Source organism: Streptomyces sp. 142MFCol3.1 (assembly GCF_000424945.1).
Taxonomy (GTDB): domain Bacteria; phylum Actinomycetota; class Actinomycetes; order Streptomycetales; family Streptomycetaceae; genus Streptomyces; species Streptomyces siamensis.
This window is the reverse complement of the sequence record NZ_AUKV01000004.1, coordinates 270,784-294,398: the sequence shown is the minus strand read 5'-3', so window position 1 is coordinate 294,398 and position 23,615 is coordinate 270,784. Positions and strand designations below refer to the sequence as shown.

Genomic DNA, 23,615 nt, shown 5'->3' with positions numbered 1-23,615 from the left:
CCCGCGCTCGCGGACGACGGCTTCAGCACCCGCATCGGCGGAGACCGAACCGGACCGGCCGGGCAGTCGCCGAGGCGGGCGCCGCGGACCTCAGGCCCCGGCGCTCCGACCGTCGTGTTTGAAGGAAGCGATCAGGGAGGCGACCAGCGCGGTGACCACGAGGCTCCCCACCATGACCATGCCCACGCCGACCATGAACAGGCCGCTGGAATCGTCCGACCAGTCGACATAGGCGGCAACCGTCAGACCGATCGTCGTGCCGAGCACCGCGGCTGCGACATGACCCCGGGACGCGGCCCAATACACCGGTGCCAGCAGAGTCAGCACCAGTCCGATCACCTGCCACGCCTCGTACGGGCCGGTCGTGCTTCCGTCGGGTCGCACGTCCTGGTGCTGGTCCCAGCCCAGCCATGCGGCCCACAAGGCCAGCGTCACCCCGGCCGACACGACGACGGGTATCAGGTGGTTGAGGGATTTCATCAGTCCTTCGCGCATGGCCCCAGCCTTCCGGGCCGCCCCCGCACCGGCCAGAGCGCACGTACTCAGCTCCACCCGAGTACGTGCGCCATGGTTCCTCCCTCCGACGGTAGGCACCGCGTCCGGGAAGCCGGGTCGCTCTTGCTCTGTCGGACGCCCTTCTGTGGCGCGACCGATCGGAGTCACGCAGCGTGAGAGGGGGTGGGCCGACGAATCGTGGATTCAGGGGGGGCCGTGAGAGGTGGAACGCATGAGCGGGGAAGTCTCGGGACCGCGGATCGTGGTCGGCGTGGACGGATCACCGTCGTCGCACGCGGCGCTTCGCTGGGCCGTGCGCTATGCCGGTCTCGTCGGCGGGACCGTGGACGCGGTCGCCGCCTGGGAACTCTCGGGGATGTACAACTGGTCGGCACCGGTCGTCGACACCGATTTCGACGAGGCGGAGGCCCGCGAGCAACTGGCCGGGGAACTGCGTGACGCCCTGGGCGCGGACGCGGCCGCCTCGGTCCGGGCGCTGCTGGTCCGCGGCAACGCGGCCGACGTACTGCTGCGGGCTGCCGAAGGGGCGGAGGTGCTGGTGGTGGGCAGCCGGGGCCGGGGCGGATTCACGCGTGCCCTGCTGGGATCGGTGAGCCAGCACGTCGCGCAGCACTCGACCTGCCCGGTGGTCATCGTGCGTCCGGACAGTTCGTGAGGCAGGGATCGTGCGTCGGACAGTTCGTGCGGCGGGGATCGCCCGGTCGTCCTGCACAGGCCGCCTCGCCTGTCCGGTCACAGGCTGCGTCGGCCGGACGAGGCGAACAGCCACGTCGCCGCCAGCAGCAGGGTGACCGCCCACACCGCGGCGAACGCCACGGTGACCAGCGTCTGGGACGTCGCCATGCCCGTGATCATGAGGGACAGCGACAGGAGGCAGAGCACGCCCAGGCTGCGGCCCGAGCCGATCCCCCGCAGCACGTGCCTCCGGCCGACGGCGAACCGGCGCAGCCGCAGGCCGATCGCCTCGTCCTGCCGCAGCAGCCGTGCGGGTACGCGACGCTCATGTTCCGACAACGATGACTTCTCCATGAACCCCGTGCACCTCTCGGAAGGCCGGCGGTCCGTCGCGCCGATCCCGTGGGGTCCGAGTCCCCCGTTTCGTCGGCCCCATGCGATGAGCGCGCCCACGACAGGGTCCGTGTCGGTCGGAACGGCGTGCGGCGGCCGCCCGGTGGGGCACGCGCGCAGCATCCCCGCCCGGCGCCGGCGCGTTCCACGCGTCGGCGCCGTACGTCACTCCGGCAGTCCCGTCGTTCCGAAGGTGTGCACCGCCAGGCCGCCCGATGTCGTCCGATGGCTGACGAGCGGCAGACCGGCCGGTTACGCCTCCATCGGGGAACATGCGTCGGCCCTGGCTCACGACGACAGGGCGATCACACGGCGCAGCGTGTCGATCAGGCCGGCGGCCGGCAGGGACGCCTGTCGCGGGGTGCCGGGTCAGGACCAGTCGATCGGGCTGGTCCAGTGGATGAAGCGTCCCGACGGTGGAACCCGGGGTGGGCTCTCGTCGGCGATCCATCGGCCGCGCCGCCCGAGCGGCGCAACCTCGCCCGTGAGCGGTTCCCCGTCGGTCCGGACGCCGGACGTGTCTCCTCGTGGCCGGTGCTCGTGGAGAACCAGGACGGTTCGGCTCAAGATCGTGATCTTGACCGCACGGCCCGGCAGCACGGACGAGACCAAGCTGAAGCCGCCCATGGCCGAAGCCCTCGACAGCGCGCCCGCGCGCACCGTCTGAGCGCGTCTGCCGTCCCCGTCGCGAACGGTCCGCCAAGTGGCCCGGCCGCCAAGCGATCCGGCCTCGCGAGCGCTCAACTCCGGCGCCGGAAAAGACAGTCGCAGGGGCGCCGTGTCACGGTCTCAGCTCATGTCAGGAACGCGGAGCAGTGGCGAAATCGTTTACGTACCAGGCCACTTCGACCGCCTCGGAGGGTCCGCAGTCAGCGGTCGACGATGTCCTCGCGGCCCTCGGCGAACTCCCACCAGGCCAGGGGAAGCCAGTCGCCGCCCACGAAGGCGTCGACGGACGAGCCTCGACCGGTGATGGCCACAGGTGTCCCCGGCGGGTATGTGGTGCCCGACAGGCCGGGCACGGTGACGAGCAGGGTCCCGAATCGCTGAGTCACTTCTCTCGTCCTCCCATTCGGCACGAGGTTCGGCGCGAGGTTGAAATCGACACTTCCTTCTCCTCGAAGATAGCTGGCTTGTCTCATCCTCCCTATAGGGGGAGCATGAGAGTTGGGTCACGCGAGGCGAACGGCTGCGAGAGTTTCCACGGCCCGTTCGCACAGAGCTACGTTCGGTTGACGGCCGTTTGCCTCCAGCAGCGAGCACGCATCGTCTATCGGAGGTGTCGGCATGAAGGCTGTCGTCTACAAGGGACCGTTCGAAGTAGCGGTGGAAGAGGTCGAGAAGCCTCGGATCCAGCACCCGAACGAGGTCATCGTACGAGTGACGTCCACCGCGATATGCGGCTCTGACCTGCACATGTACGAGGGTCGCACCGCCGCCGAACCGGGCATCGTCTTCGGTCACGAGAACATGGGAATCGTCGAGGAGCTCGGCGACGGCGTCACGTCCCTGAAGAAGGGCGACCGTGTGGTCATGCCTTTCAACGTGGCCTGCGGATTCTGCAAGAACTGTGTCGCCGATTACACCGGATTCTGCCTCACCGTGAATCCGGGCTTCGCCGGTGGCGCGTACGGATATGTGGCCATGGGCCCGTGGCCCGGAGGTCAGGCGGAATACGTGCGCGTACCGTACGCCGACTTCAACTGCCTGAAGCTGCCGGAAGGCACCGAGAATGAAAAAGACTTCATTCTCCTCGCGGACATCTTCCCGACCGGCTACCACGGCAACGAACTCGCCCAGGTCTCTCCGGGCGAGAGCGTCGTGGTGTACGGCGGCGGGCCCGTCGGTCTCATGGCCGCCTACTCGGCCATGCTGCGGGGCGCGTCGAGGGTGTTCGTGGTCGACCGTGTCCTCGAACGGCTCCAGAAGGCCGAGGAGATCGGCGCGATCCCGATCAACTTCGCCGAGGGCAACCCGGTGGAGCAGATCAAGGAGCACACCAACGGCGAAGGCACGGACAAGGGCATCGACGCCGTCGGTTATCAGGCCATGGCGAAGCCCGAGGGCGCGGACGAGACCCGCGAGGAGCCCGCGGCCGTCCTGAACTCGATCATCGAGTCCGTCCGGCCGACCGGAGCGCTCGGCATACCCGGGCTCTACGTGCCGTCCGACCCGGGCGCGCCGGACGAGCATTCCAAGCGCGGCCGCCTCATGGTCGCGGTCGGCAAGCTCTTCGAGAAGGGTCTGCGTCTGGGTACCGGACAGTGCAACGTGAAGCGCTACAACCGGCAGCTGCGCGACCTCATCATCTCGGGGCGCGCGCGGCCGAGCTTCGTCGTCTCGCACGAGATGCCGCTGGACCAGGCACCCACGGCGTACGACAAGTTCGACAAGCGCATCGAGGGCTACACCAAGGTGATTCTGCACCCGGGGCAGTAGCGCGTACGTGACGGCCGCCCGTCGGCCCGGGTCGGACCCGGTGCCGGCGGGCGTCGGCCGTGCGGTGTGCCACGGGTGCGGGGCGCTGACACGGCCGAGAGCAGGCCGCCTGTCACTTCCGGGGATCGGGCACCGCCCACTGGACCGGGTCTCGGCCTTGAGGGCCGTAGATGATGCGGTCGGGCCGGGTTCCCTTCTCCACTCCGAACGTGATCTTTCCTCGGAGACACGTACCGGGTCTTACGAGGTCGCCGTCGACCGGGTATTCCGGCTTGGGCACTCCCGCTCCGCTGATCAAGGGCGCGGCGACGCGGGTGCCGTCGGGGAAGCCGAGCTGCCACGACTGCTGGGCGACCAGGACGTTCGTGCTGTCCTCGTCGGCGCAGCCGGATCTTGACGAGGGCCAGTGTGCCCGTTTTGTGATGTGCCGGAAGCGGAGAATTCCGGGCCGGTGGGCGCAGTGGTGCGGGTGGAGCGCCGCGAACCGGAGTGCAGGTGGTCCGGATCCGGTGACGGGACGACGCCCCCCTCACGGGTCAGGCCGGGCGGTGTCGGGCAGTCGTTGCGGTGGCGAGCATCGCGACGGAGGTCTGCCACAGCCGGGCCGCGCTCCGCGGATCCATGGCATGTGCGGCGACTCCGCGGCGCACTCCGGGCCGATGCGGTCCGGCCTCGTTGCAGTCCTCGAAGTAGCGGCCGGTCACCCGCTCGGTCAGCGGTGAGGCGGCGAGCAGCACCGAGGTCGCGGCGCCCTGCCCGATGTTCTTCCAGGAGACATCGGTGCTGGTGGCCTCGAACGAACTCGGGCTGTTGGAGATGTCCCCGATGTGGCGGCCGAGCCGGGTGGTGGTGATGCGGCCGGGGTTGAGGGCGTTGACGGCGATCAGGTCCGACGCCCAGCGACGGCTCGCCTCGACGGCGAACAGGACGTTGGCGGTCTTGGACTGGCTGTAGGCCGCCCACGGGTCGTAGGGGTGCTGCTCGAAGTTGATGTCGTCGAAGAGCACGTCGCCGTTGACGTGCCCGACCGAGCTGACGACGACCACGCGCGCCCCGCGGGCTGCCGACAGGGCGCCGTGCAGGCCGGTGGCGAGGGCGAAGTGGCCGAGGTGATTGGTGGCGAACTGGAGCTCCCAGCCCTCCTTCGTCCGCTGGAGCGGCGGGGCCATCACTCCTGCGTTGAGGACCAGGACGTGCAGGGGCCCGCGCCAGGCTTCCGCGAAGGCCCGCACCGAGGCCGGATCGGCGAGGTCGAGCGTCGCGGCGTGGACCGTCCCCGAGCCGTCGGCCAAAGCGATCTCCTCCGCCGCCCGCGCGCCCGCGACCAGGTCACGGACGCCGATGGTGACCTCGGCGCCGGCGGCGGCCAGGGCGCGTGCGGTTTCGCGTCCGATCCCGGAGGCTCCCCCGGTGACGACGGCACGCAGGCCGGTGAGATCGATGCCGGCGAGTACCTCGGCGGCGGTCGTCTCCGCACCGAACGGGGTGGTGACGAGCTGATCGGTCATGACTTTCTCCATGCGGGCGAGGGAAGCGGCCGGCGCGTGCGCGGCCGGTGGTACGGAGCCACGAGGCCGCCGTACCCTGATATCCGGAACTGGTTCCGGTTCGCTCTCGACACTAAGCGGAACCAGTTCCGCTTGCAAGCGAAGCCGAGAAGGGGAGTCGGAATTGACGGGCAACGAGGGGGACGCGGCACGGCCGGGCAGGCCCCTGCGCGCCGACGCGCGACGCAACGAGGACCGGCTGCTGGAGGCGGCCGCGGCCGCCTTCGCGCGCGAGGGAGCGGGCGCCTCGGTCAAGGACATCGCCCGCCTGGCCGGAGTCGGCGTCGGCACGCTCTACCGCCGCTTTCCCTCCAAGGAACTGCTGATCGAGGCCGTCTACCGGCACGAGGTGCAGCGCCTGTGCGAGGCGGCACCGGAACTGGCGGCCACCCGGCCGCCTGCGGACGCGCTGCGGACCTGGATGGAGCGCTTCATCGACTTCATGTCCGCCAAGCAGGGCATGGCCGACGCACTGCGCGTGGTGCTGACCGACGACAACGAGAAGCTGCAGACCCGCGCCCTTCTCGCCGAGGCGGTCGACCACCTGCTCACCCCGGCCAGGGAACAGTCGGTGGTGCGGCCGGAGGTCGACGCCCGGGACGTCCTCATGGCCCTCGGCGGGATCACTCTCATCGCCGCCGGCGAGGAGCAGCGCGACCTGGCGACCCGGCTCGTCGGGCTGCTCCTGCACGGCGTCGTGAAGAGCTGACCAAGAGAGCGGCCACCGGGCGGGCCGCAGGCCCGGGGCCACCCTCGGCACCGGCGCCTCACATTCCGAGGGGCTGTGTCGTCGGTCTGCCGGAGGCCGTCCTCGGGGCGGACCTCACCCGGGCACCCACGTGTGGGTCCCGCCCGCGGCCACCGATGGAACCAGCGAAGGAAGACCCGTACATGGAACCCGTGAACGTCGCAGTCATCTACTACAGCTCGACCGGCAGCGTGCACGCGCTGGCGCAGGCCGCGGCCGAGGGCGCCGCGAAGGCCGGCGCCCGGGTGAGGCTGCGCAGGGTCGCCGAGACCGCCCCGCCGGAGGCGATCGCCGCCAACCCGGACTGGGGCCGGCACGCGCAGGACTCGGCAGACATCGCCGAGGCCGGGCACGACGACCTGATCTGGGCCGACGCCGTCCTGTTCGGCACTCCCGCCCGCTTCGGCAACCCCTCGAGTCAGCTCAGGGCGTTCATCGACACCACCGGCCCCCTGTGGTTCACCGGCAAGCTCACGGACAAGGTGTACTCGGCCTTCACCGCGAGCAACACGGCCCACGGCGGACAGGAGTCGACCCTTCTGGCGCTGGCGAACACCTTCTGCCACTGGGGCGGCATCATCGTGCCTCCCGGCTACACCGATCCCATTCAGTTCCAGTCGGGCAACCCGTACGGCACCTCCCACGTGGCGGCCGACGGCCTGCCCGGCGACGTGGCTCTGCATGCGGCCCGGCACCAGGCCCGGCGCGCCGTCGACACGGCTGCGCTCCTCAAGGCGGGCCGCGCGGCCTAGGGACCGCGCTCCCCGGCCGCCCCGGGGGCGGGTTCGCAAAATCGCCCCCTCAGGCCGGGCTGAGCGGATGGGGCGCCGTGGCGGAGCGGGGCGGCCAGGCCTGCGGGGAGAGGATGCCGAGGACGTAGGCGCGGGCGACCAGCGCCGGACGGGTCGCGGCGCCGAGCAACTCGCGCAGCCTGCTGAGGTGGTAGTCCACGGTCTGCCGTGACAGGTGGAGCGCGCCCGCGATGTCGGCGTTGCTCCGCCCGGCGGCCAACAGCGCGAGTATCCGCACCTGGGCGGCCGTGAGCGACGCGTGTTCCTCGTACCGCAGCCCGAGATGCGTGACGACGGCCCACACGCCGGGCGCGCGTTCGGCGGCGCGGCGGACCGTGGTGAGGTGCACGCGGGCTCTGCGCAGGAAGCCGTCTCCGTCGACGAGGACGGCGCAGACGCGCGCGCTGCGCCGTCGGCCGTCGACCAGGTCACCCCAGATGCGGTGCAGCGCGGCCCGCTCCGGGGTGTCCGCCAGCAGACGGTCTGCGGACCGACCGATCAGTTCGGAGAGGCGAACGCCCAGTAACTCGGCCATGGCGGCGCTCGCTTCGCCCACCCGCCCGTCGGCGGACATCCGGACGCACGCCAGTCCGCTGTGGTCCCGCAGCGCCCGCAGGTCCTCCTCCGCCCGTCGCCGTTGTTCCAGGGTCTGGGTGTAGTCGGTGATGTCGACGTAGATCCCCGCCACGCAGCGGCGTTCACCCCAGCGGACGGGGAAGCGGTAGCCCGCGGCCTGCCCGGAGGAGCCGTCGGGCCGCCGGTAGGTCAGGGTGTGCCGTACGGGCTTGCCGCCGGTCAGGACGTCCTGGTCGAGGCCGAAGAAGCGGGCGGCGTCGTCGGGTTGGTCGACGTCGGCGAGGTGACGGCCGATCATGGAGTCGCGCGTGGTGCCGTACAGGTGGGCGTAGGCGTGATTGACCCACAGGTAACGGCCCGTGGCGTCGCGAACGAAGGCCGCGGCGGGCGTGAGGTCGGCGAACGAGGCGTACGGGTCCGGCTCGTCGGACCGGCCGCCCACTTCGACGGCCACTCCCCTGCTGACGCGCCGACGCGCGCCGCCCCGGCAGTCGGGCCAGTTCACGTCGAAGGTCCGGCCTTCGAAGCATGCCTGGTACGGGCCGTCGCCCGATGGTCGGGCCGGGTCGCCGAGTTCCGCCGAGAGGGCCTCCAGGAAACGGTGCGCGGTGCGCTCGTCGTCGAACGCGCCGCCACCGCTGTCGACCACTCTCAGTCCACCGTCGGCCTCCCACCAGGACACCGGCAGGGGCGCGAGAAGCGACTTGAAATCGGCCTCGTCCACGGCCCAACTCCTTCAACGTTCGATCACATTACTTTGAGTGACACCACATGCGTATCCCGTGTGCATGCCAAGCATGCCGGGCGGGCGCGGACGGCTCGCCGCCGCACCCCTCCACCCGGAACGAGCACTAACGCATCACGGAACCTTCACACACCGCCAACCACCGTCACGAGTACGGCATTTGCCTGAGGGGTTCACGCTCTCCGCGGCCCGGGACACGCACACGGGCTGCTTCGCTTGAAGGAGCGCACACGGACCGCGGGACAGCGGTCGTCGTAGCGGCGCGGGTGCACCCAAGGCCGCCGTGCCGGCGGACGGCACGCCCCGCGCCGGTTCCCCGGAAGCAGAGGAGTTGGGTATTCGTGAGCAAGGTGCTGTACGTGCACGCCAAGGGCGGCCCTCCGGTGGGCTACGCCCTGACGCGGGTGGCCGCGCGGTCCACGGTGCACCTGCTGGCACTCAGCGAACTGCCCGTCACCGTCGCGGCTGACGCCGGGTGCATGTGTGCCTCGGTCGTCACCCGCGCGGACGCCGACCGGGGCGACCTGGTGGACCTCATCGCGGACCGTGCCCGCGAGGTGGGCGCGGACGCCGTCGTCACCTTCTCCGAGTACGCGGTGGTCGCGGTCGCCGAGGCGGCTCGGCGACTCGGCCTCAAGGGCGCCGGCGCCGCCGCGGAACTCGCCCGGGACAAGCGCCTGATGCGTGCCGCCTGGGAGCGCCACGGCGTGCCGCAGCCCCGCTTCCGCGCCGTTCGCAGCGCCGCCGAACTCGACGCTGCCGCCCACGAGTTGTCGTATCCGCTGCTCCTCAAGGCGGCCTGGAGCGCCGGCTCGACCGCGCACCAGATCATCACGTCGCCCGCCGGTGTCCGGGAGGCGTGGCAGCGATCGCGCGCGGTCATGGCGCAGTCGGCGACGCTCGGGTTCGCGGAGCTCCATGTTGCCGGTGCCGGCGAGGACTTCATCGTCGAGGAGATCGTCACCGGGTGTGCCGAGGAGTGGTTCGACGGCACCGGATGGGGCGACTACGTCAGCGTCGAGGGCGTCGTCGTCGACGGTGTCTTCCGGCCGGTCTGTCTGAGCGGCCGGATGCCGACGGTCGCGCCGTTCACCGAGCGCGCCGGCATCACCCCGGCCGCTCTCGGCGCCGAGGCCCAGGAGCGCGTCGTCGCCCTCGCCCGCAGCGCCGTGGAGGCCCTGGGCCTGGAGAACTGCGGCACCCACACCGAGATCAAGCTGGGGGCGGACGGCCGCATGTGGGTCATCGAGACGGCCGCACGCTTCGGCGGAGCGATGACCGTGCCGCAGATCGAGGAGGTCTTCGGGCTCGACCTGGTCGGCATGTTCACCGACCAACTGCTCGACGGGGCACCCGCCTGGCCCGCGCGGGCGCTGGCGCCCGCGGACGCCGAGGGCGCCGCCGGATCCCTGGTGGTGCTCGCGGTCGACGGCGCCGGCGAGCCCTGGCGCCGACGGCGCGTGTGGGACGCGGCGGCGGTCGTCCGTTCCGCGCCGCTGGGCGCCGGCAGCACGCTGTCCGTCGTCGCCGAGAGCTCCCTGCCGGACGGCACCACCGTGCCCGTCTACGACCCCGCCGCCGGGGCCAACACCATGGCCGGACTGTGTCTGTTGTCGGCCGAGGTCCCGCAGGCCGTCGTCCGGGACTTCACCGCCCTCGTGGACGCGCTGCCGCACATCCTGCCCGCCGACGCCACCGAGGGGGCCACGGCATGACCCCCGCACTGGACGACGCCGAGATGCCCGGGGCGTCAGGAGACCGCACGGTGGTCGGCGCCAACCTGTCGCTGCCGCTGTTCCGGGCCCTGTCCGGGACGCTGGCCGGACACCCGTACCTGAAGGTGGTGGTGGACCGTACCGAGCACACCTGGCATCTGCTCGACACCCGGATGCACCCCTTCCACGTCAACTACATAGCGACCCGGATCCTCGGTCTGACGCTCGACGAACTCGACGCGGAACTCGACGCGTTCAACACCTCCGTCTACATGGACCCGGAGCGCCGCTTCCTCCTCGGCGTGCTGTCGCTGCACACCGACGAACGGGCCGAGGACCCCGAACGCCCCTTCCTGGTTCTGGAGACGACCGAGGCGGACACCATGCACGGTGCGCTGCTGGAGGAGTTCTACCGCTATGTCCGCGGCCGGGTCGACGGACGGCTGCCGCTGCTGCTGAAGCCCGCCAACCACGGCCAGGAACACGAACTGGCGTCGGTGAGCGAGGCCGTCGTGCCGCGCATCCTCAGCCACGAACTGTTCGGCCATCGCACGCGCACCTGCCTCAACCAGGGCGAGGCCGAGGGCCGGCTGCGCTACTTCCGCACCACGAAGGAGTACGAGGCCGCCGCCGCGGAGCTCGGCTGGTCCGACATCGTCGCCATGGCGTGTCTGCCCGACGACGTGCCCCGCGTCGCCGGGTTCATCAACACGGCGCCCATCACCCCGCTGTCGCACACCAATGTCCTGGCCTCGGGCTGGCGCATCCCGAACGCCATCGTCCGCGACCTCGACACCCTTGTGGAGCAGGACGGCCTGGACGACGCGTGGGTGCGCTACCGCGTCGCCGAGGACACGATCACCCTGGAGCGGCTGGCCGGCGCACCGGTCCTGCACAAGCCCGCCTGGCACCAGCAGCGCATCCGCGTGGAGACTCCCCTGCTGGAGGAGGCGCCGGTGCTGGCGCTGCACCGGCTGCGCCGGGCCGACCGGGACAGCTACGGCACCAAGGCCGCCAACCTGGGGGAACTGCACCACGTACTGGACAGCCGAACCGCCGACCTGACCACCTTCTACGCGCGCCCGCGTCCGCCGCGTGCCGACCTGCTGACGCATCTGGCCACCCGTCTCGGGGAGCCGTGGGCGAGTCCGGAACGCCTGCGCGCCGCGGCGGTGGAACGCGTGGCGGACACGGTGCGGGCGCCGGAGGGTGTCGCTCTGCCGTTCCGCCTGCACCACCTGTTCCTCACCTCGTCACCCGCCCTTCAACAGGGCATCGGCAAGCTGAAGATGGCCCTGGAGCTCGAGGCGTTCGACGTCGTCGACCCGCTGTGCCTGCACCTCCAGCATCTGGTGCGCGGCACTCCGATGCCCGACGAGGTGGCACGGGCGGTCACCGGCGCCGTTCCGGGCCTGCTCGCCGACGGCCGTCGGCTCGTGGTCCGTTCGTCCTCCAACGCGGAGGACCTGCCGGGCTTCTCCGCCGCCGGCATCTACGACTCGGTGACCACCGTGCGCGGCACGGACCAGCTCATGGACGCCGTCCGCCAGGTGTGGGCCTCCCTGCTGTCGCCCCGCAGTGTGCGCCTGCGCCACCAGGTGGGCATCTCGCTGGACGACACCTACATGGGCGTGATCATCCAGGAGTACCTGCCGGCCGACCTCGGAGGCGTCCTGGTGACCTGCAACCCGACCCGTCGCGAGGACTTCCGTAACGTGTACCTCAACTGCGCGCCCGGATCGCCGGAACGGGTGGTCGACGGCACCGTCCTGCCGCAGCAGTACCTCTACAACACCGTCGAGGGCGGCGGACGCACGGTCGACATCGGTTCCGCGGGCATGGACCTCCCGCCGACCACCCGGGCAGCGCTGGCCGAACTCGCCCTGGCAGGAAGGCTGTTGCAGTCCCACTTCAGCCAGGAGGACCCGGACGACGCGCTGGACGTCGAGTGGCTGATGACCGCCGACGGAACGTTCCGGCTGGTCCAGATCCGCCCCTACTCCCGGTGAGGCGCCTCATGCCGAAACCGTGGGCACGTCCCCGGGCGCCCGCCCTGCCCGCCGCCGCCCGCCGCATCATCCGTCTGAACAACGGGTTCCAGCTGCTGTTCAACCTGCTGTGGTGGATGCCCGTGTTCTACGCCTACCAGCGGGACGCCGGCCTCTCCGAGGACCAGATCTTCGGCATCCAGAGCATCTACTATGTCGCGTTCTGCCTCTTCGAGATCCCGACCGGGGCCGTGGCCGACCGCATCGGCGCCCGCAACTGTCTGCGCGCGGGCGCGGTGGTGATGACGGCGGCGAACCTGACTCCGGTGCTGGCCCCGTCGTACGCGGGGTTCCTCGTGCACTTCCTCGCCATCGCGGCGGGACGCTCGCTCACCTCGGGCGCGGCGAGCGCCTACCTGTACGACGGACTGCGCGCCGAGGGGGCGGACGCCCACTACCTCAAGGCGGAGGGCACGGCTCGTGCACTCGGACTCGCCGCCAAGGTGCTGTGCTGGCCGCTCGTCGGGCCGCTGATGCTGCTGCTTCCGCAGGCTCCCTACGTGCTCAGCGCGGCGAGCGCCGCCGGGTCTCTCGGCTGCGCCCTGGCCCTGCCGCGTCTCGCCCCGCACGGCGAGGACTCCGTACCGGTCGTGCGCGAGCGGCGACGCGGGGGCTTCCTGCACGACACGCGTGCCGCCCTGGGCGTGCTGCGGGCCTCACCCTGGCTGGTCCTGCTGATGGTGCAGGGCGTGGCGGTCTTCACCCTGTCGCGCATCTGCCAGGTCAATCTGTTCCAGCCGGTGCTGCTCGAGCACGGCATCGGGGAGAGCACGCACGGCAGTGTGCTCGCGGCGATGACGGTCGCCGAGGCGGTCGCCTCGGCCCGCCCGCAGTGGCTGAGCCGCAGGCTGTCACCGGTGTCGTGGGTGTCGCTGCTGAGCGTGGTGCTCGCCGCGGTCCTCGCGGGCCTCGCCCTGGGCGGTCCCTGGAGCGTTGTCGCCCTGCTGTGCGCGTTCGCCGCCGTCACCGGGTTCGTCTATCCGGTGCAGCGCAAGCTCATCAACGACGCCATCCCGGCGGGTGCGCCGCGGGCCACGCTGCTGTCGGTGGAGAGCATCGTGGACCGCGGGGTGTGCGCGCTGGCCGCGGTCGCGGCGGGCGCGTACCTGGCGGCGGGCCGTCTGGACGCACTGTTGTGGCACAGCACCGTGATCACGTGCGTGCTGATGCCGGTGCTCCACCTGGCGCTGGGCCGTCTGCGTCGCAAGTCCGCGCGCGCCGGGGGCGGTACGGGCGACGCGGCCCCCCGCCCCCCGGACGAGCCGGTTCCGTTGCCCGTCGACGAGGGCGCGGCGCCTCGCGCGTGAGGCGACGGCCACCGGTGCCCGATCCCGGTGGCCACCCGCGCGCTCCGTGGTGGTGCTCGTCCCGTGTGGGTGCGTGTCGTCACCCCGGCGTCCGGCGCCGGCCCGCTGCGCCGACTGCCGTCGCGCCGGGCAGCGCCCGCACCCCGCGCTCCGCGGCCGGGAGGGCGGCTGCCGCCTGCCCATGGGCCGTCCGCCGTTCCCACTCGGCCTGTCGGGGGTGCCTGCTCTGCCAGTAGGGGTTGTCGTGCGAGAGCTTGCTGGAGACCCGGCCGTACATGCCGAACGTCGCGATGATCAGGCCCATCACGAAGCTGAAGATCACGTTGGTCATGCCGAAGCCGAGGACGTTGGCGGGCTTGTCCAGCACGAAGATGTGGGCGAAGCCGCTCAGGACGAACAGCGCGCCCACCACCATGTTGAGGGTGGAGGCGAAGTTGCCGCCGACCACGGCTCCTGCGAGCAGTGCCACACCCACCACCGTGGAGATGAGACTGAGTGCGACGTTGGTGGTCATGCCCGCGATCGTTTGACCCGCCGTGGCGAAGGGGCTCAGGGCGTCGGCGAAGCCGAGGCCCGCGAAGGTGAGCAGGACCAGTCCGCAGAAGCCGGCACCGTACCGGTAGACGGTCGCCAGGTGGTGGTCGACAGGGAGCTCATCTTGTAGCTTCATGCCCACGATTCGCCCGGTATCGAGGAAATGGATGCGTTTTCGCACCATGTGTGGAGTGTGCGCGGCTCGATGGGCTAGCCGGGGCTCCGCCGCAGCAGGACGAGCTCTCGGTTCATCTCGGCGAGGAACCGGACGACCACCGCCAGCTCCTCGGAGGTGAAGCGGTCACGCGCCGCCCCCGTGCTGCGGGCCAAGGGCTGGAAGTAGTCCCTGGCGATCCGCCTGGCCGCCTCCGCGTAGTGCAGGTGGACCACGCGACGGTCGTCGACCGCGCGGACCCGGCGGATGTGACCCGCCCTCTCCAGCCGGTCGATGCAGGCGGTCACCGCTCCGGAGGTCAGGTTGAGCCGCTCGCGCAGCCTGCCGGGCGTGATGGGCCCCTCGTCGGCGTCGGCATCCAGGATCACGATCAGGGCCTGCACGTCGGTGAGAGGCAGACCCTGCGCCTGAGCGAACTCCTGGGCGATGCGGTTGAACTCGCCGTTCATCCGGCGCAACAGGACGGCGAAGGACTGCAACCCTGTCGGGTCGTCTCCGGGAAGAGAGGGCGATGGCATGCCGGAACCACTCATGCCCTCAGTATAGGATCACTCAATCATTGAGATACTTGATGAGTGACTTACTTCCCGAAGGCTTGAGATGCTGATGAGAACCGCACCGCGTACGGCCCGCTGGCTCGTACCCCTCGCCCTGCTGTTCGTCTGGCTGGCCGTGGGCGGCACGCTCGGCCCCTATGCGGGCAAACTAGGCGAGGTCGCCACCAACGACCAGGCGTCCTTCCTGCCGCAGAGCGCCGAGTCCACCAAGGTCCTCGAGGCCCGTGAGGCCTTCGACCAGTCCGAGACGCTGCCCGCCGTCGTGATCTGGACGGCGGACGGGAGCCGCACGACCGAAGCCCAGCAGACAGCCGCCACCGAGGCCGTCGCCGCGCTCGCCTCGGACACCGGTGTCGCCGGCCGCCCGTCGCCCGCTCTGCTCTCCGACGACGGCAAGGCCCTGCAGGCGGTCGTCCAGCTCGAGCCCGACCTGGGCGACAGACTGCCCGCGGTGCTCGACAAGGTGCGGGCGGCGGCCGGGAGCGTGCCCGGCACCGAGGCGCAGATCGCCGGCCCCGCGGCGAGCCAGGCCGACCTGTCGGACGCGTTCGCCGGAATCGACGGGCTGTTGCTGGGCGTGGCCCTCGGCGCCGTGCTGCTGATCCTGCTGCTCGTCTACCGCAGCGTCCTGCTGCCGTTCGTGATCATCCTCGGGTCCGTGTTCGCCCTGGGACTCGCGTGCGCGGTCGTCTACGCGCTGGCGGACCGGGACGTGGTCCGGGTGGACGGCCAGGTACAGGGCATCCTCTCCATCCTGGTCATCGGCGCAGCCACCGACTACGCGCTGCTGCTGGCGGCCCGCTTCCGCGAGGAGCTCGCCGTACGGGGCGACCGGGCCGCGGCCGCGTTGGCGGCGGTGCGCCGCTCGTTCGGGGCGATCACCGCCAGTGCCGCCACCGTGGCGCTCGGCCTGCTGGCCCTGCTCGCCAGCGACCTCACGAACAACCGCGCCCTCGGGCCGGTCGGCGCCATCGGCATCGTGTGCGCCGTGGTCTGCACCCTCACCTTCCTGCCGGCCGTACTGGCGCTTCTGGGCCGGACCGCCTACTGGCCCTCCAAGCCCGAGGCGTCGGACGCCTCCGTCGAAGGGCACGGGGTGTGGCGCCGTGTCGCCGCGCGGGTGGACGCAAGGCCGCGTCGGACCTGGGTGGTCACGGCGCTCGTCCTCGCCGTCTTCGCGGCCTTCTCCCCCACGCTGACCGCCAAGGGCGTGCCGCTCGACGAGATCTTCGTGAACGACGCGCCCTCCGTCGCCGCCCAGGAGACGCTCGGCCGGCACTTCCCCGGCGGTTCCGGCAACCCGGCCGTCATCATCGCCGACGCCGGCCGTGCCGCCGAGGTGACGGCCGCCGCGAAGGACACCGAGGGCGTGGCGTCGGCCGGGACGGTCTCCGCGTCCGGACGGCCCGGCGCCGGTGACCCGAAGGTCGTCGACGGACGTGTGCGCATCGACGCCACCCTGAAGGCGGCGGCGGACGGCGACGCAGCCAAGGAGACCGTCGAGCGGCTGCGTGCGAAGGTGCACGCGGTGTCCGGGGCCGACGCGCTGGTCGGCGGTTACACCGCCCAGCAGTTGGACACCCAGCAGACCGCCGCCCGCGACCGTACGGTGATCGTGCCCGTCGTCCTCGGCATCATCCTGTTGATCCTCGTCCTGCTCCTGCGCTCACTGCTCGTACCCGTCCTGCTGGTCGCGACCGTCGCGCTCAACTTTCTTGCCACGCTGGGGGTGTCGGCGCTCGTCTTCGAGCATCTCCTCGGGTTCAGCGGCACGGACGCGTCGGTACCGCTGTACGGGTTCGTCTTCCTGGTCGCCCTCGGCGTCGACTACAACATCTTCCTGATGTCACGGGTACGGGAGGAGGCGCTCGTGCACGGCACCCGGCAGGGCGTGCTGCGCGGGCTGACCACGACCGGAGGTGTGATCACCTCGGCCGGTGTGGTGCTCGCCGCCACGTTCGCGGCGCTGATGGTCATCCCCCTGGCCTTCCTCGTGCAGATCGCGTTCATCGTGGCCTTCGGCGTCCTGCTCGACACGCTCGTGGTGCGCTCGCTCCTGGTCCCCGCGCTGATGATCGACATCGGACCCCGGGTGTGGTGGCCCAGCGCCCTGGCCCGCCGTGACGCCGGACCCGTGACCGGGGCGAAGCAGCCGGAGAAGTCCGCTTCCCCTGCCGCCTGAACGGGCGGTTCCGGGCGGGTCGTGCGTCCGCCGTCGGCGCCGCGTGGGAAGTGGTCAGGCGAGTACGGGTGCCGCCGGTTCGGACAGGTCTGCGGCCGGGACCGACGAAGGGACGCCTCATGCACTGGCTTTTCGGCGATCAGCTCGGGCCGCACTTCCTGCGCCCGTCCCAGGACAGCGGTCTCGCCCGCGACACACCCCTGCTGATGATCGAGGCCCGGTCGGTGTTCCGGCGCCGCCGCTTCCACCGGGCCAAGGCGCACCTGCTGCTCTCCGCCATGCGCCACCGGGCGGCGGAACTCGGCGACCGGGTCACGTACGTCCGCGCCGACACCTACCGGGAAGGACTGGAGAAGGCGGCGGGCGGCGACCCGGTGACCGTCCATCACCCGACCTCCTACGCCGCCGTACGGATGGTGCGCTCTTTGCCTCAGGTCACCATGGGGCCCGCGCGCGGGTTCCTGGTGCCCTTGGACGACTTCGCGCGGTGGGCGGACGGGCACGGCGGCCGGCGGCTGCGCCAGGAGGACTTCTACCGGTGGGTGCGGCAGGGGCACGAGCTGCTGATGGACGGCGACGCCCCGGCCGGCGGCCGTTGGAACTACGACCACGACAACCGGGAGCCGCCGCCCCGGAAGACCTCCGCCCTGCCCGTGCCCGCTCCCTACCGGCCGCGCGAGGACGAGATCGACGACGAGGTCCGCCACGACCTCGACCGCTGGGCGGGCGACGGTGACGTGTCCTTCGTCGGACGGGACGGCCCGCGGCTCTTCCCCGCGACCCGTGCCGAGGCCCGGGAGGCACTGCGGCGCTTCGTCGACCGGAGGCTCGGCACGTTCGGCCCGTACGAGGACGCCATGCTGGCCGCCGACCCCGTCATGAGCCACAGCCTGCTGTCCTCCTCCCTCAATCTCGGTCTGCTCGACCCCGGCGAGTGCGTGGACCGCGCCGAAGCGGCATGGAGGGACGGCCGGGCGCCGCTGAACAGCGTCGAGGGCTTCGTCCGGCAGATCGCCGGCTGGCGCGAGTACGTCTGGCAGCTGTACTGGTACTTCGGCGAGGAGTACCGGCACTCCAACGAACTGCGGCACACCGCACCGGTGCCCGGCTGGTGGGACGACCTGGACGCGGACGACGTCCGCGCGCGCTGTCTGCACACGATCCTGGCGCAGGTGCGCGACACGGGATGGACCCACCACATCCCGCGCCTGATGATCCTCGGCAGTTACGCGCTCCAGCACGGCTGGGACCCGGCCGCCGTCACGGACTGGTTCCACCGGAGCTTCGTGGACGGCTACGACTGGGTGATGGTGCCCAATGTCGTCGGTATGTCCCAGTACGCCGACGGCGGCCGCATGACCACCAAGCCGTACACGTCCGGCGGCGCCTACGTGAACCGCATGAGTGACCTGTGCGGGCCCTGCGCCTACCGCCCCGGGGACCGTACCGGCGCACACGCCTGCCCCTACACCGCGGGCTACTGGAACTTCCTCGACCGGCACCGCTCCAGACTCGAGCACAACCACCGCACCGCCCAGGCGGTCAGGGGCCTCGACCGCCTGCCCGACCTCGACGAGGTCCGCCGCCAGGAGCACGCCCGCGGGGACTCACCGCCGTAGGCGGGCCGCGGCGTTCGACGGGGCGCCGTCCCGTACTGAGTTGGAGCGGTTCTTCTTCCTGGACGACGCGGACCGGGAACTGCTTGAAGTGACAGGCCCTGCCTCGCACGGCCGGACGGAATGCCCCCGGGTACGGCCCGGAGGAAGTTTGCTGCCCGAGGGCAGCAGGCAGTGTCATCCCTCCAGCATCGCCGACCGGGCGGCCGCCGACCGCGTCGGTTGACGCCGTCCGTCAACCGACGTGACCGGCGCGACGGCCGAACACACCGTCGACGCCATGACAACCACCGAGCTCCGGCCGCGCGCCCCTGCGGCCGCCACCGTCTTTCAGGCGACGGCAGTACGGCAACGTACGGGGGATCTCGCCCACCGGGCCGTGCGAGGACACGCCCTCGAACGGCCCGGCGCATGCCCCTGCGTGGCTCAGCGGCTCGCCCGCTGGGCGGTCACGATCGTGTCCATCGTCTGTTCCGCCCCCACGAGCCGCTGCACACGCTCGGAGAAGCCCGGGAACTGTGATGCGATCTTGGTCAGGAACTTCAGCTCGACCGGGGCGACGTTGATCTCGGCGACGTCGCGCTCGATCGCCCGCATCACGCCCTTGACGACCCGCTCCGGGGAGACGGTACGGGCGCCCCCCGGCGCCGACGCGCCCGTCTTCGCGAACATGCCCAGGTCGCGCACGAAGCCCGGCTGGACGATCGAGACACCCACGCCGGTGCCGTGCAGGTCCTGGCGGAAGGACAGCGAGAAGCCCCGCAGACCGAACTTCGTCGCCGTGTACATCGACGAGGACTTGGTGGCCGCCACCCCCGACAGCGAGCCGACGAAGCAGATGTGGCCGCGGCCGCCGGCGACCATGGCGGGAGCGAGCAACCGCGCGAGCACGGCAGGGGTGCGCAGGTTCACCGCGATCGCCCGGTCGATCTGTGCGGGCGTGTAGTCGAGCACGTCGCCGCTGGAGGGCAGCGCCGCGTTGGCGATGAGGATGTCCGTGCCGGCGGCCTCCGCCGCGAGGCGCTGCACGTCGTCGGCGTCGGCGAGGTCGGCCAGGATCGTTCGGGCGCCGTAGCGGTCCGCGAGGGGTTCCAGTGCCTCGCGACGCCGTCCGGTGAGAACGAGGTCCGCCCCACGGCGGGACAGTTCGGCGACGAGCGCCCCGCCGATGCCTCCGGTGCCACCAGTAAGCAGAACAGTTGCCCCAGCAATGCGCACGACTATCCTCCGGTCTTGTTCGTTCGAACGAACAATAGAGACGGTGGGTGGCCGTGTCCACCGCCGTCCTCCGGGAACCGGCCCTGCCGGGCCGGTCGTCGAGGCCGTCCCGGCCGTCGGCGACACGGCTGCGTCGCCCCGGGAACGCAGCCCGGTGGGCGGGTCCGGCAGCGTACGGCGACCCGCGCCCGGCCCCGCACGGCACACCGCGCCGGCCACCGTCGGCGCGGATGGAACAATGAGTGGCATGCCGAACGCCGCCCTCGCCGCCCCGACGCGTCAGCGCATCATCACCGCCGTCCTGAAGATCATCGGCGCGGACGGCCTCTCGGCGCTCACCAACCGGCGCATCGCCAGGGAAGCGGGTGTCTCGCTCGGTTCGGTCACCTACCACTTCGAGACCCAGCACGAACTGCTGAGGGAAAGCCTGCTGCACTTCGTGCGCGAAGAGGCCCGGCACTTCACCGAGCTGGCCGACCAGTGCCAGACCGACGGCATCGACATCGAGGAAGCGGCGCATCTCGCCAGCCAGGTGGCGTGCAGCGCGGCACTCGACAGTGCCCATCTCGCGCCCTTCGAGCTCTACCTGCACGCCGGACGCGACGAGCGGCTGCGGGAGGCGGCGGCGGAGGCGTTCCGCGCGTACGACCGGCTCGCGACCCGGATCCTGACCGCCCTGGACGTCCCGGACGCCGAACGCCTGGCGTCCACGACGGTCGCGCTCGTGATGGGTCTGCAACTGCGACGCCTGGCGACGGGCAGCCCGGCGGACGACCTGGTCGACGCCCTCCTGCTGCTCGCGCGCGGGGCTGCCGCTCGCCCGGCCGAGCAGGCCGGTGACCGGACCTGAGCGCCGTACCGCCGCAGTCCGGCGGGTCGTGCGCACGCCACGGACACCGAGCGCCGGAAACCGGCAGGGCTATAGCCTTCCCGAATGAGTGACCAGCTGTTGGCCGAGGCACACCGGTTCCTGGACTGGGCGCGGGAGCAGGGCGCCGATCTGGACGGCACCGACGGGAGCGTCTGGTTCGTCCAAGGGGTGCTCGAATCGATGGCCGAGGAGGCGGACGAGGAACCGTCGCTGCGGGTGGTCAAGTGCCTGGCCTACTCCGTGTACTTGGCGGAAGTGCTCGCGGACACGTGTCGCGGTGTGCGCAGTGTCGTCGACGGCGAGGGCATGAACCTGCGCGCGGTGCTCGCCGTACGGGAGGACGGGGTGGCGCAGTTCCCCTTGTCGTGGGTGCAGGGCTGTATCGACGACCCGCGTGACAACATCGGTTTCAAGTTCGCCGGGGCTCTCAGGGACTTCGGCGAGGACGAGCGCGCATCGGACATGTACGCGCAGGTGACGGAGTACGCGGAGTTCAAAGGCCTTTGAGGGCGCGGCCCGCCTCAGCGTCAATGTCAGTGCCCCTTGGCACGATGGCTGTCATGAGTCACAAGCATCGCGTACTCCACCGCGGACAAGGCCGACGTCCTGGCCCACCTGGGCAGCAAGGGCGATCTGACGGCGGACCAGGGCCGCCGGCTCGACGGGACGCGCACCGCGGGCGCCTACCGCGCCGTCCTCGACCGTCTCGACCCGGCTTCCGGTACGACGTCCAAGAGCTCATCGAGAAGCTCGAGTTCGAGCACGAGGAGTGGGAGTACGCCACCAAGAACATCGACTGGTACACCCAGGACACGCTCTTCTTCAAGCTCACCTGACCGTCCACGACCACGAGGGACCTTCGAGCCGCGGCTCTGCCCGCCCCATACTTCTACAGCACTGTAGATTGTGACGTGGGGGCGGCAGACGTACCGGCCTCGTCCGCCACCGGGAGAGAGTAGATCTGATGTTCGGCTTGAGTGAACTGGCCCTGATCCTCATCGTCGTCATCGTGGTCCTCGGCATCAAGAAGCTGCCCGCGCTGACGCGTTCGGCGGGGAAGGCGGCCCGGATCTTCAAGAGCGAGTCCAAGGCGCTGAAGGCGCAGGACTCCCCCGAAGCGTCGCCGGTTTCGGGGCGGGTCGTCCGGGGCACGGTCGTCGAGCCCGACGATCCGTCCGCGCGCACCCGGAATCGGTCTCGCTGATCAGGCCCAGCCGCTCGGACTCCTCGACCGATGGGTGAGCGTTCCCGGTTGTGGACCGGCACCGCCTCGCGGCGCGGGTGACCCGGCACAGCCGCACCAGAGCCTCGCTGATTCCGGTTGAGCAGGGCGATCAGCGGGCGTACCGCCTTCACCAGCGTCCGGAAGACGGGGCGAGGAGCGTCGCGGGGTGCTCCGGGTGGGCAATGGCCCAGGACTTGGGGGCCATCCGCCGAGCATCATGTGCAGGAACACCACGCCGGCCATGGCGACGGCGAACGCGACCCCGCCGCTGAGGGCGCTGGGCAGACCCAGGTCGTGGAGCAGGCGGTCCAGTTCGTGGGAGATCGCGGGCCTGGACACCGCGCCCAGCCCCAGGGTGCAGATGGCGGTGCCGAGTTGGGCGCCGGACGATCGTGGCCCGACGCACGTTCCCGGTCGCTCTCCCCGTGCCCCTTACCCCGACACGGAACCCGCCGCCCGCATGCGATGGGGTGACCATGCGGACGGCGGAGGTGCGTGACCGTCGTCGTGCAGGGCGACGGTACGGGGCGGGACTGCCCTCAGACGTTGACGCCGAAGTCGGAGGCGATCCCGGACAGGCCGGAAGCGTAGCCCTGGCCGACGGCGCGGAACTTCCACTCGGCGCCGTGCCGGTAGAGCTCGCCGAAGACCATCGCGGTCTCGGTCGAGGCGTCCTCGGACAGGTCGTAGCGGGCGATCTCCTGGCCGCCGGCCTGGTTGACGATCCGTATGAACGCGTTGCGGACCTGACCGAAGCTCTGGCCGCGGTTCTCGGCGTCGTGGATCGAGACGGGGAAGACGATCTTGTCGACCTCGGCCGGCACGCCGACGAGGTTCACCTTGATCGACTCGTCGTCGCCCTCGCCCTCACCGGTGAGGTTGTCGCCGGTGTGCTCGACCGAGCCGTCCGGGCTCTTGAGGTTGTTGTAGAAGACGAAGTGCTGGTCGGAGAGGACCTTCCCGGAGGCGTCCAGCAGCAGGGCCGAGGCGTCGAGGTCGTAGTCGGTGCCCGTGGTCGTACGCACGTCCCAGCCGAGTCCGACGAGGACGGCGCTCAGGCCGGGTGCCTCCTTGCTGAGTGAGACGTTGCCGCCCTTGGACAGGGAAACTCCCATTGCTGCTCTCCTCCGTTGAACCGCCGTCCGCCGCGCGCGGCGGACGGCGGGGCTGGTCGTCCGGGGTCCGAATCTACAACAATGTAGAAGTTGCTGGGAGGGTGAATCCCTCTATCTCACTACGATGGAGCGGCTGTTGAGCCGTTCACGAGGAAGAGCGCGGTTCACGGCTGGACAGGGAGGCAGAGTGGGGACGCAGGACTGGAGCGGCGACCCGGGACCGGACGCGCCCGCTCGTCGGCGCGGCCAGGGCGAACTGGAAGCGCAGGTGCTGGCCGCTCTGCGCCGGTCGCCGGAGCCCGTGACGGCCGGCTGGGTGCGGGAGCGCCTCGGCGGTGTCCTCGCCTACACCACCGTCGTCACGATCCTGACGCGGCTCCGGGCGAAGGGCCTGGTCACCCGGAAGCGTGCGGGCCGGTCCTTCGCGTGGAGCGCGGCCACGGACGAGGCGGGCCTCGCCGCTCACCGCATGCGCCGCGTCCTGGACCGTGAGGCCGACCGCGAGGCGGTCCTGGCGAGCTTCGTCTGCGGCCTGCCCCAGCAGGACGGGGAACTGCTGCGCAGGCTGCTCCAGGAGACCGGCGGCCACGCCCCCGAGCGCGCCGAGGGCCGGGAGAACTGA

Annotated in this window: 23 protein-coding genes and 1 pseudogene; 14 read left to right on the top strand and 10 right to left on the bottom strand. The window is 71.1% G+C overall.

What is annotated here, in order from left to right:
• Positions 1 to 90: 90 nt before the first annotated feature.
• Positions 91 to 495: a hypothetical protein gene (locus tag H305_RS44890; protein ID WP_037762775.1), complete on the bottom strand. Its 405-nt coding sequence runs from the start codon at positions 493 to 495 to the stop codon at positions 91 to 93.
• 232 nt (positions 496 to 727) lie between these two features.
• Here H305_RS44890 and H305_RS0107785 point away from each other — a divergent pair, with 232 nt between their 5' ends.
• Entirely contained in the window at positions 728 to 1,171 is a 444-nt protein-coding gene (locus H305_RS0107785; protein ID WP_028799907.1) for a universal stress protein, read from the top strand.
• A gap of 77 nt (positions 1,172 to 1,248) precedes the next feature.
• Here the strand turns inward: H305_RS0107785 and H305_RS0107780 are convergent, their stop codons facing one another.
• Positions 1,249 to 1,545 carry a hypothetical protein gene (locus H305_RS0107780; protein WP_028799906.1) on the bottom strand — a complete coding sequence of 99 codons (297 nt, stop codon included), beginning with the start codon at positions 1,543 to 1,545 and terminating at the stop codon, positions 1,249 to 1,251.
• Positions 1,546 to 2,453: 908 nt separating this feature from the next.
• Positions 2,454 to 2,639 carry a hypothetical protein gene (locus H305_RS0107770; RefSeq protein WP_028799905.1) on the bottom strand — a complete coding sequence of 62 codons (186 nt, stop codon included), beginning with the start codon at positions 2,637 to 2,639 and terminating at the stop codon, positions 2,454 to 2,456.
• Positions 2,640 to 2,871: 232 nt separating this feature from the next.
• Here H305_RS0107770 and H305_RS0107765 point away from each other — a divergent pair, with 232 nt between their 5' ends.
• The gene (locus H305_RS0107765; protein WP_028799904.1) at positions 2,872 to 4,023 is read left to right on the top strand and encodes a glutathione-independent formaldehyde dehydrogenase; all 1,152 of its coding nucleotides are present in this window, start codon (positions 2,872 to 2,874) and stop codon (positions 4,021 to 4,023) included.
• A gap of 536 nt (positions 4,024 to 4,559) precedes the next feature.
• Here H305_RS0107765 and H305_RS44880 read toward each other — a convergent pair.
• Positions 4,560 to 5,531 carry an SDR family NAD(P)-dependent oxidoreductase gene (locus tag H305_RS44880; protein WP_107439977.1) on the bottom strand — a complete coding sequence of 324 codons (972 nt, stop codon included), beginning with the start codon at positions 5,529 to 5,531 and terminating at the stop codon, positions 4,560 to 4,562.
• Between the two features lie 163 nt (positions 5,532 to 5,694).
• Between H305_RS44880 and H305_RS0107755 the strand changes: the two genes are divergently transcribed.
• Both H305_RS0107755 and wrbA read left to right on the top strand, forming a co-directional pair.
• Positions 5,695 to 6,279 (top strand): TetR/AcrR family transcriptional regulator, encoded by a 585-nt coding sequence (locus H305_RS0107755; RefSeq protein ID WP_051370420.1) that lies wholly within the window; start codon positions 5,695 to 5,697, stop codon positions 6,277 to 6,279.
• A gap of 182 nt (positions 6,280 to 6,461) precedes the next feature.
• On the top strand, positions 6,462 to 7,070 hold the full coding sequence (gene wrbA, locus H305_RS0107750) for an NAD(P)H:quinone oxidoreductase (RefSeq protein WP_028799902.1): 609 nt from the start codon (positions 6,462 to 6,464) through the stop codon (positions 7,068 to 7,070).
• A 49-nt stretch (positions 7,071 to 7,119) separates the two neighbouring features.
• On the opposite strand, the gene H305_RS0107745 is transcribed toward wrbA, so the two are convergent.
• On the bottom strand, positions 7,120 to 8,409 hold the full coding sequence (locus H305_RS0107745; protein ID WP_028799901.1) for a PAS domain S-box protein: 1,290 nt from the start codon (positions 8,407 to 8,409) through the stop codon (positions 7,120 to 7,122).
• Positions 8,410 to 8,771: 362 nt separating this feature from the next.
• On the opposite strand from H305_RS0107745, the gene H305_RS0107740 reads away from it, so the two are divergent.
• Genes H305_RS0107740 through H305_RS44875 form a run of 3 tightly spaced genes read left to right on the top strand, consistent with a single transcriptional unit; the run spans position 8,772 to position 13,500 of the window.
• Positions 8,772 to 10,145 (top strand): ATP-grasp domain-containing protein, encoded by a 1,374-nt coding sequence (locus tag H305_RS0107740; RefSeq protein WP_028799900.1) that lies wholly within the window; start codon positions 8,772 to 8,774, stop codon positions 10,143 to 10,145.
• On the top strand, positions 10,142 to 12,154 hold the full coding sequence (locus H305_RS0107735) for a PEP/pyruvate-binding domain-containing protein (protein ID WP_028799899.1): 2,013 nt from the start codon (positions 10,142 to 10,144) through the stop codon (positions 12,152 to 12,154). The genes H305_RS0107740 and H305_RS0107735 overlap by 4 nt, the downstream gene beginning before the upstream one ends.
• A gap of 8 nt (positions 12,155 to 12,162) precedes the next feature.
• Complete coding sequence (locus tag H305_RS44875; protein ID WP_078628919.1) at positions 12,163 to 13,500, top strand: MFS transporter; 1,338 nt, start codon at positions 12,163 to 12,165, stop codon at positions 13,498 to 13,500.
• Between the two features lie 79 nt (positions 13,501 to 13,579).
• Here H305_RS44875 and H305_RS0107725 read toward each other — a convergent pair whose 3' ends face one another.
• On the bottom strand, positions 13,580 to 14,170 hold the full coding sequence (locus H305_RS0107725) for a DUF4383 domain-containing protein (protein WP_028799898.1): 591 nt from the start codon (positions 14,168 to 14,170) through the stop codon (positions 13,580 to 13,582).
• Between the two features lie 74 nt (positions 14,171 to 14,244).
• A complete protein-coding gene (locus H305_RS0107720) occupies positions 14,245 to 14,742 on the bottom strand; it encodes a MarR family winged helix-turn-helix transcriptional regulator (protein ID WP_051370419.1) in 498 nt (165 codons plus the stop codon).
• Between the two features lie 73 nt (positions 14,743 to 14,815).
• On the opposite strand from H305_RS0107720, the gene H305_RS0107715 reads away from it, so the two are divergent.
• On the top strand, positions 14,816 to 16,948 hold the full coding sequence (locus H305_RS0107715; protein WP_028799896.1) for an MMPL family transporter: 2,133 nt from the start codon (positions 14,816 to 14,818) through the stop codon (positions 16,946 to 16,948).
• A gap of 119 nt (positions 16,949 to 17,067) precedes the next feature.
• A complete protein-coding gene (locus tag H305_RS0107710; RefSeq protein ID WP_028799895.1) occupies positions 17,068 to 18,567 on the top strand; it encodes a cryptochrome/photolyase family protein in 1,500 nt (499 codons plus the stop codon).
• A 423-nt stretch (positions 18,568 to 18,990) separates the two neighbouring features.
• On the opposite strand, the gene H305_RS0107705 is transcribed toward H305_RS0107710, so the two are convergent.
• Positions 18,991 to 19,782, bottom strand: coding sequence for an SDR family NAD(P)-dependent oxidoreductase (locus tag H305_RS0107705; RefSeq protein WP_028799894.1), 792 nt, complete (start codon positions 19,780 to 19,782; stop codon positions 18,991 to 18,993).
• A 247-nt stretch (positions 19,783 to 20,029) separates the two neighbouring features.
• On the opposite strand from H305_RS0107705, the gene H305_RS0107700 reads away from it, so the two are divergent.
• From H305_RS0107700 to H305_RS0107690, 4 genes are all read left to right on the top strand, one after another.
• Positions 20,030 to 20,632 (top strand): TetR/AcrR family transcriptional regulator, encoded by a 603-nt coding sequence (locus H305_RS0107700; protein ID WP_028799893.1) that lies wholly within the window; start codon positions 20,030 to 20,032, stop codon positions 20,630 to 20,632.
• A gap of 84 nt (positions 20,633 to 20,716) precedes the next feature.
• Positions 20,717 to 21,160, top strand: coding sequence for a hypothetical protein (locus tag H305_RS0107695; protein WP_028799892.1), 444 nt, complete (start codon positions 20,717 to 20,719; stop codon positions 21,158 to 21,160).
• A gap of 53 nt (positions 21,161 to 21,213) precedes the next feature.
• Positions 21,214 to 21,489 (top strand): hypothetical protein, encoded by a 276-nt coding sequence (locus H305_RS50255; protein ID WP_234020645.1) that lies wholly within the window; start codon positions 21,214 to 21,216, stop codon positions 21,487 to 21,489.
• Positions 21,490 to 21,617: 128 nt separating this feature from the next.
• Positions 21,618 to 21,857, top strand: coding sequence for a twin-arginine translocase TatA/TatE family subunit (locus tag H305_RS0107690; protein WP_028799891.1), 240 nt, complete (start codon positions 21,618 to 21,620; stop codon positions 21,855 to 21,857).
• On the opposite strand, the pseudogene H305_RS54490 reads toward H305_RS0107690, so the two are convergent.
• Together H305_RS54490 and H305_RS0107685 are read right to left on the bottom strand one after the other, a co-directional pair.
• Positions 21,841 to 22,265, bottom strand: a pseudogene (locus tag H305_RS54490) (CNNM domain-containing protein); the annotation flags it as partial. The gene H305_RS0107690 and the pseudogene H305_RS54490 overlap by 17 nt on opposite strands.
• Positions 22,266 to 22,417: 152 nt before the next feature.
• A complete protein-coding gene (locus H305_RS0107685) occupies positions 22,418 to 22,993 on the bottom strand; it encodes a TerD family protein (protein WP_028799890.1) in 576 nt (191 codons plus the stop codon).
• Between the two features lie 187 nt (positions 22,994 to 23,180).
• Between H305_RS0107685 and H305_RS44870 the strand changes: the two genes are divergently transcribed.
• Positions 23,181 to 23,615 (top strand): BlaI/MecI/CopY family transcriptional regulator, encoded by a 435-nt coding sequence (locus H305_RS44870; protein ID WP_051370418.1) that lies wholly within the window; start codon positions 23,181 to 23,183, stop codon positions 23,613 to 23,615.

What these genes read in the sequence shown, in the direction of transcription:
- H305_RS44890 (WP_037762775.1), bottom strand. Translation starts at nt 495, where the DNA reads ATGCGCGAAGGACTGATGAAATCCCTCAACCACCTGATACCCGTCGTC.
- H305_RS0107785 (WP_028799907.1), top strand. Translation starts at nt 728, where the DNA reads ATGAGCGGGGAAGTCTCGGGACCGCGGATCGTGGTCGGCGTGGACGGA.
- H305_RS0107780 (WP_028799906.1), bottom strand. Translation starts at nt 1,545, where the DNA reads ATGGAGAAGTCATCGTTGTCGGAACATGAGCGTCGCGTACCCGCACGG.
- H305_RS0107765 (WP_028799904.1), top strand. Translation starts at nt 2,872, where the DNA reads ATGAAGGCTGTCGTCTACAAGGGACCGTTCGAAGTAGCGGTGGAAGAG.
- H305_RS44880 (WP_107439977.1), bottom strand. Translation starts at nt 5,531, where the DNA reads ATGACCGATCAGCTCGTCACCACCCCGTTCGGTGCGGAGACGACCGCC.
- wrbA (WP_028799902.1), top strand. Translation starts at nt 6,462, where the DNA reads ATGGAACCCGTGAACGTCGCAGTCATCTACTACAGCTCGACCGGCAGC.
- H305_RS0107735 (WP_028799899.1), top strand. Translation starts at nt 10,142, where the DNA reads ATGACCCCCGCACTGGACGACGCCGAGATGCCCGGGGCGTCAGGAGAC.
- H305_RS44875 (WP_078628919.1), top strand. Translation starts at nt 12,163, where the DNA reads ATGCCGAAACCGTGGGCACGTCCCCGGGCGCCCGCCCTGCCCGCCGCC.
- H305_RS0107725 (WP_028799898.1), bottom strand. Translation starts at nt 14,170, where the DNA reads ATGAAGCTACAAGATGAGCTCCCTGTCGACCACCACCTGGCGACCGTC.
- H305_RS0107720 (WP_051370419.1), bottom strand. Translation starts at nt 14,742, where the DNA reads ATGAGTGGTTCCGGCATGCCATCGCCCTCTCTTCCCGGAGACGACCCG.
- H305_RS0107715 (WP_028799896.1), top strand. Translation starts at nt 14,816, where the DNA reads ATGAGAACCGCACCGCGTACGGCCCGCTGGCTCGTACCCCTCGCCCTG.
- H305_RS0107710 (WP_028799895.1), top strand. Translation starts at nt 17,068, where the DNA reads ATGCACTGGCTTTTCGGCGATCAGCTCGGGCCGCACTTCCTGCGCCCG.
- H305_RS0107700 (WP_028799893.1), top strand. Translation starts at nt 20,030, where the DNA reads ATGCCGAACGCCGCCCTCGCCGCCCCGACGCGTCAGCGCATCATCACC.
- H305_RS0107695 (WP_028799892.1), top strand. Translation starts at nt 20,717, where the DNA reads ATGAGTGACCAGCTGTTGGCCGAGGCACACCGGTTCCTGGACTGGGCG.
- H305_RS50255 (WP_234020645.1), top strand. Translation starts at nt 21,214, where the DNA reads ATGAGTCACAAGCATCGCGTACTCCACCGCGGACAAGGCCGACGTCCT.
- H305_RS0107690 (WP_028799891.1), top strand. Translation starts at nt 21,618, where the DNA reads ATGTTCGGCTTGAGTGAACTGGCCCTGATCCTCATCGTCGTCATCGTG.
- H305_RS0107685 (WP_028799890.1), bottom strand. Translation starts at nt 22,993, where the DNA reads ATGGGAGTTTCCCTGTCCAAGGGCGGCAACGTCTCACTCAGCAAGGAG.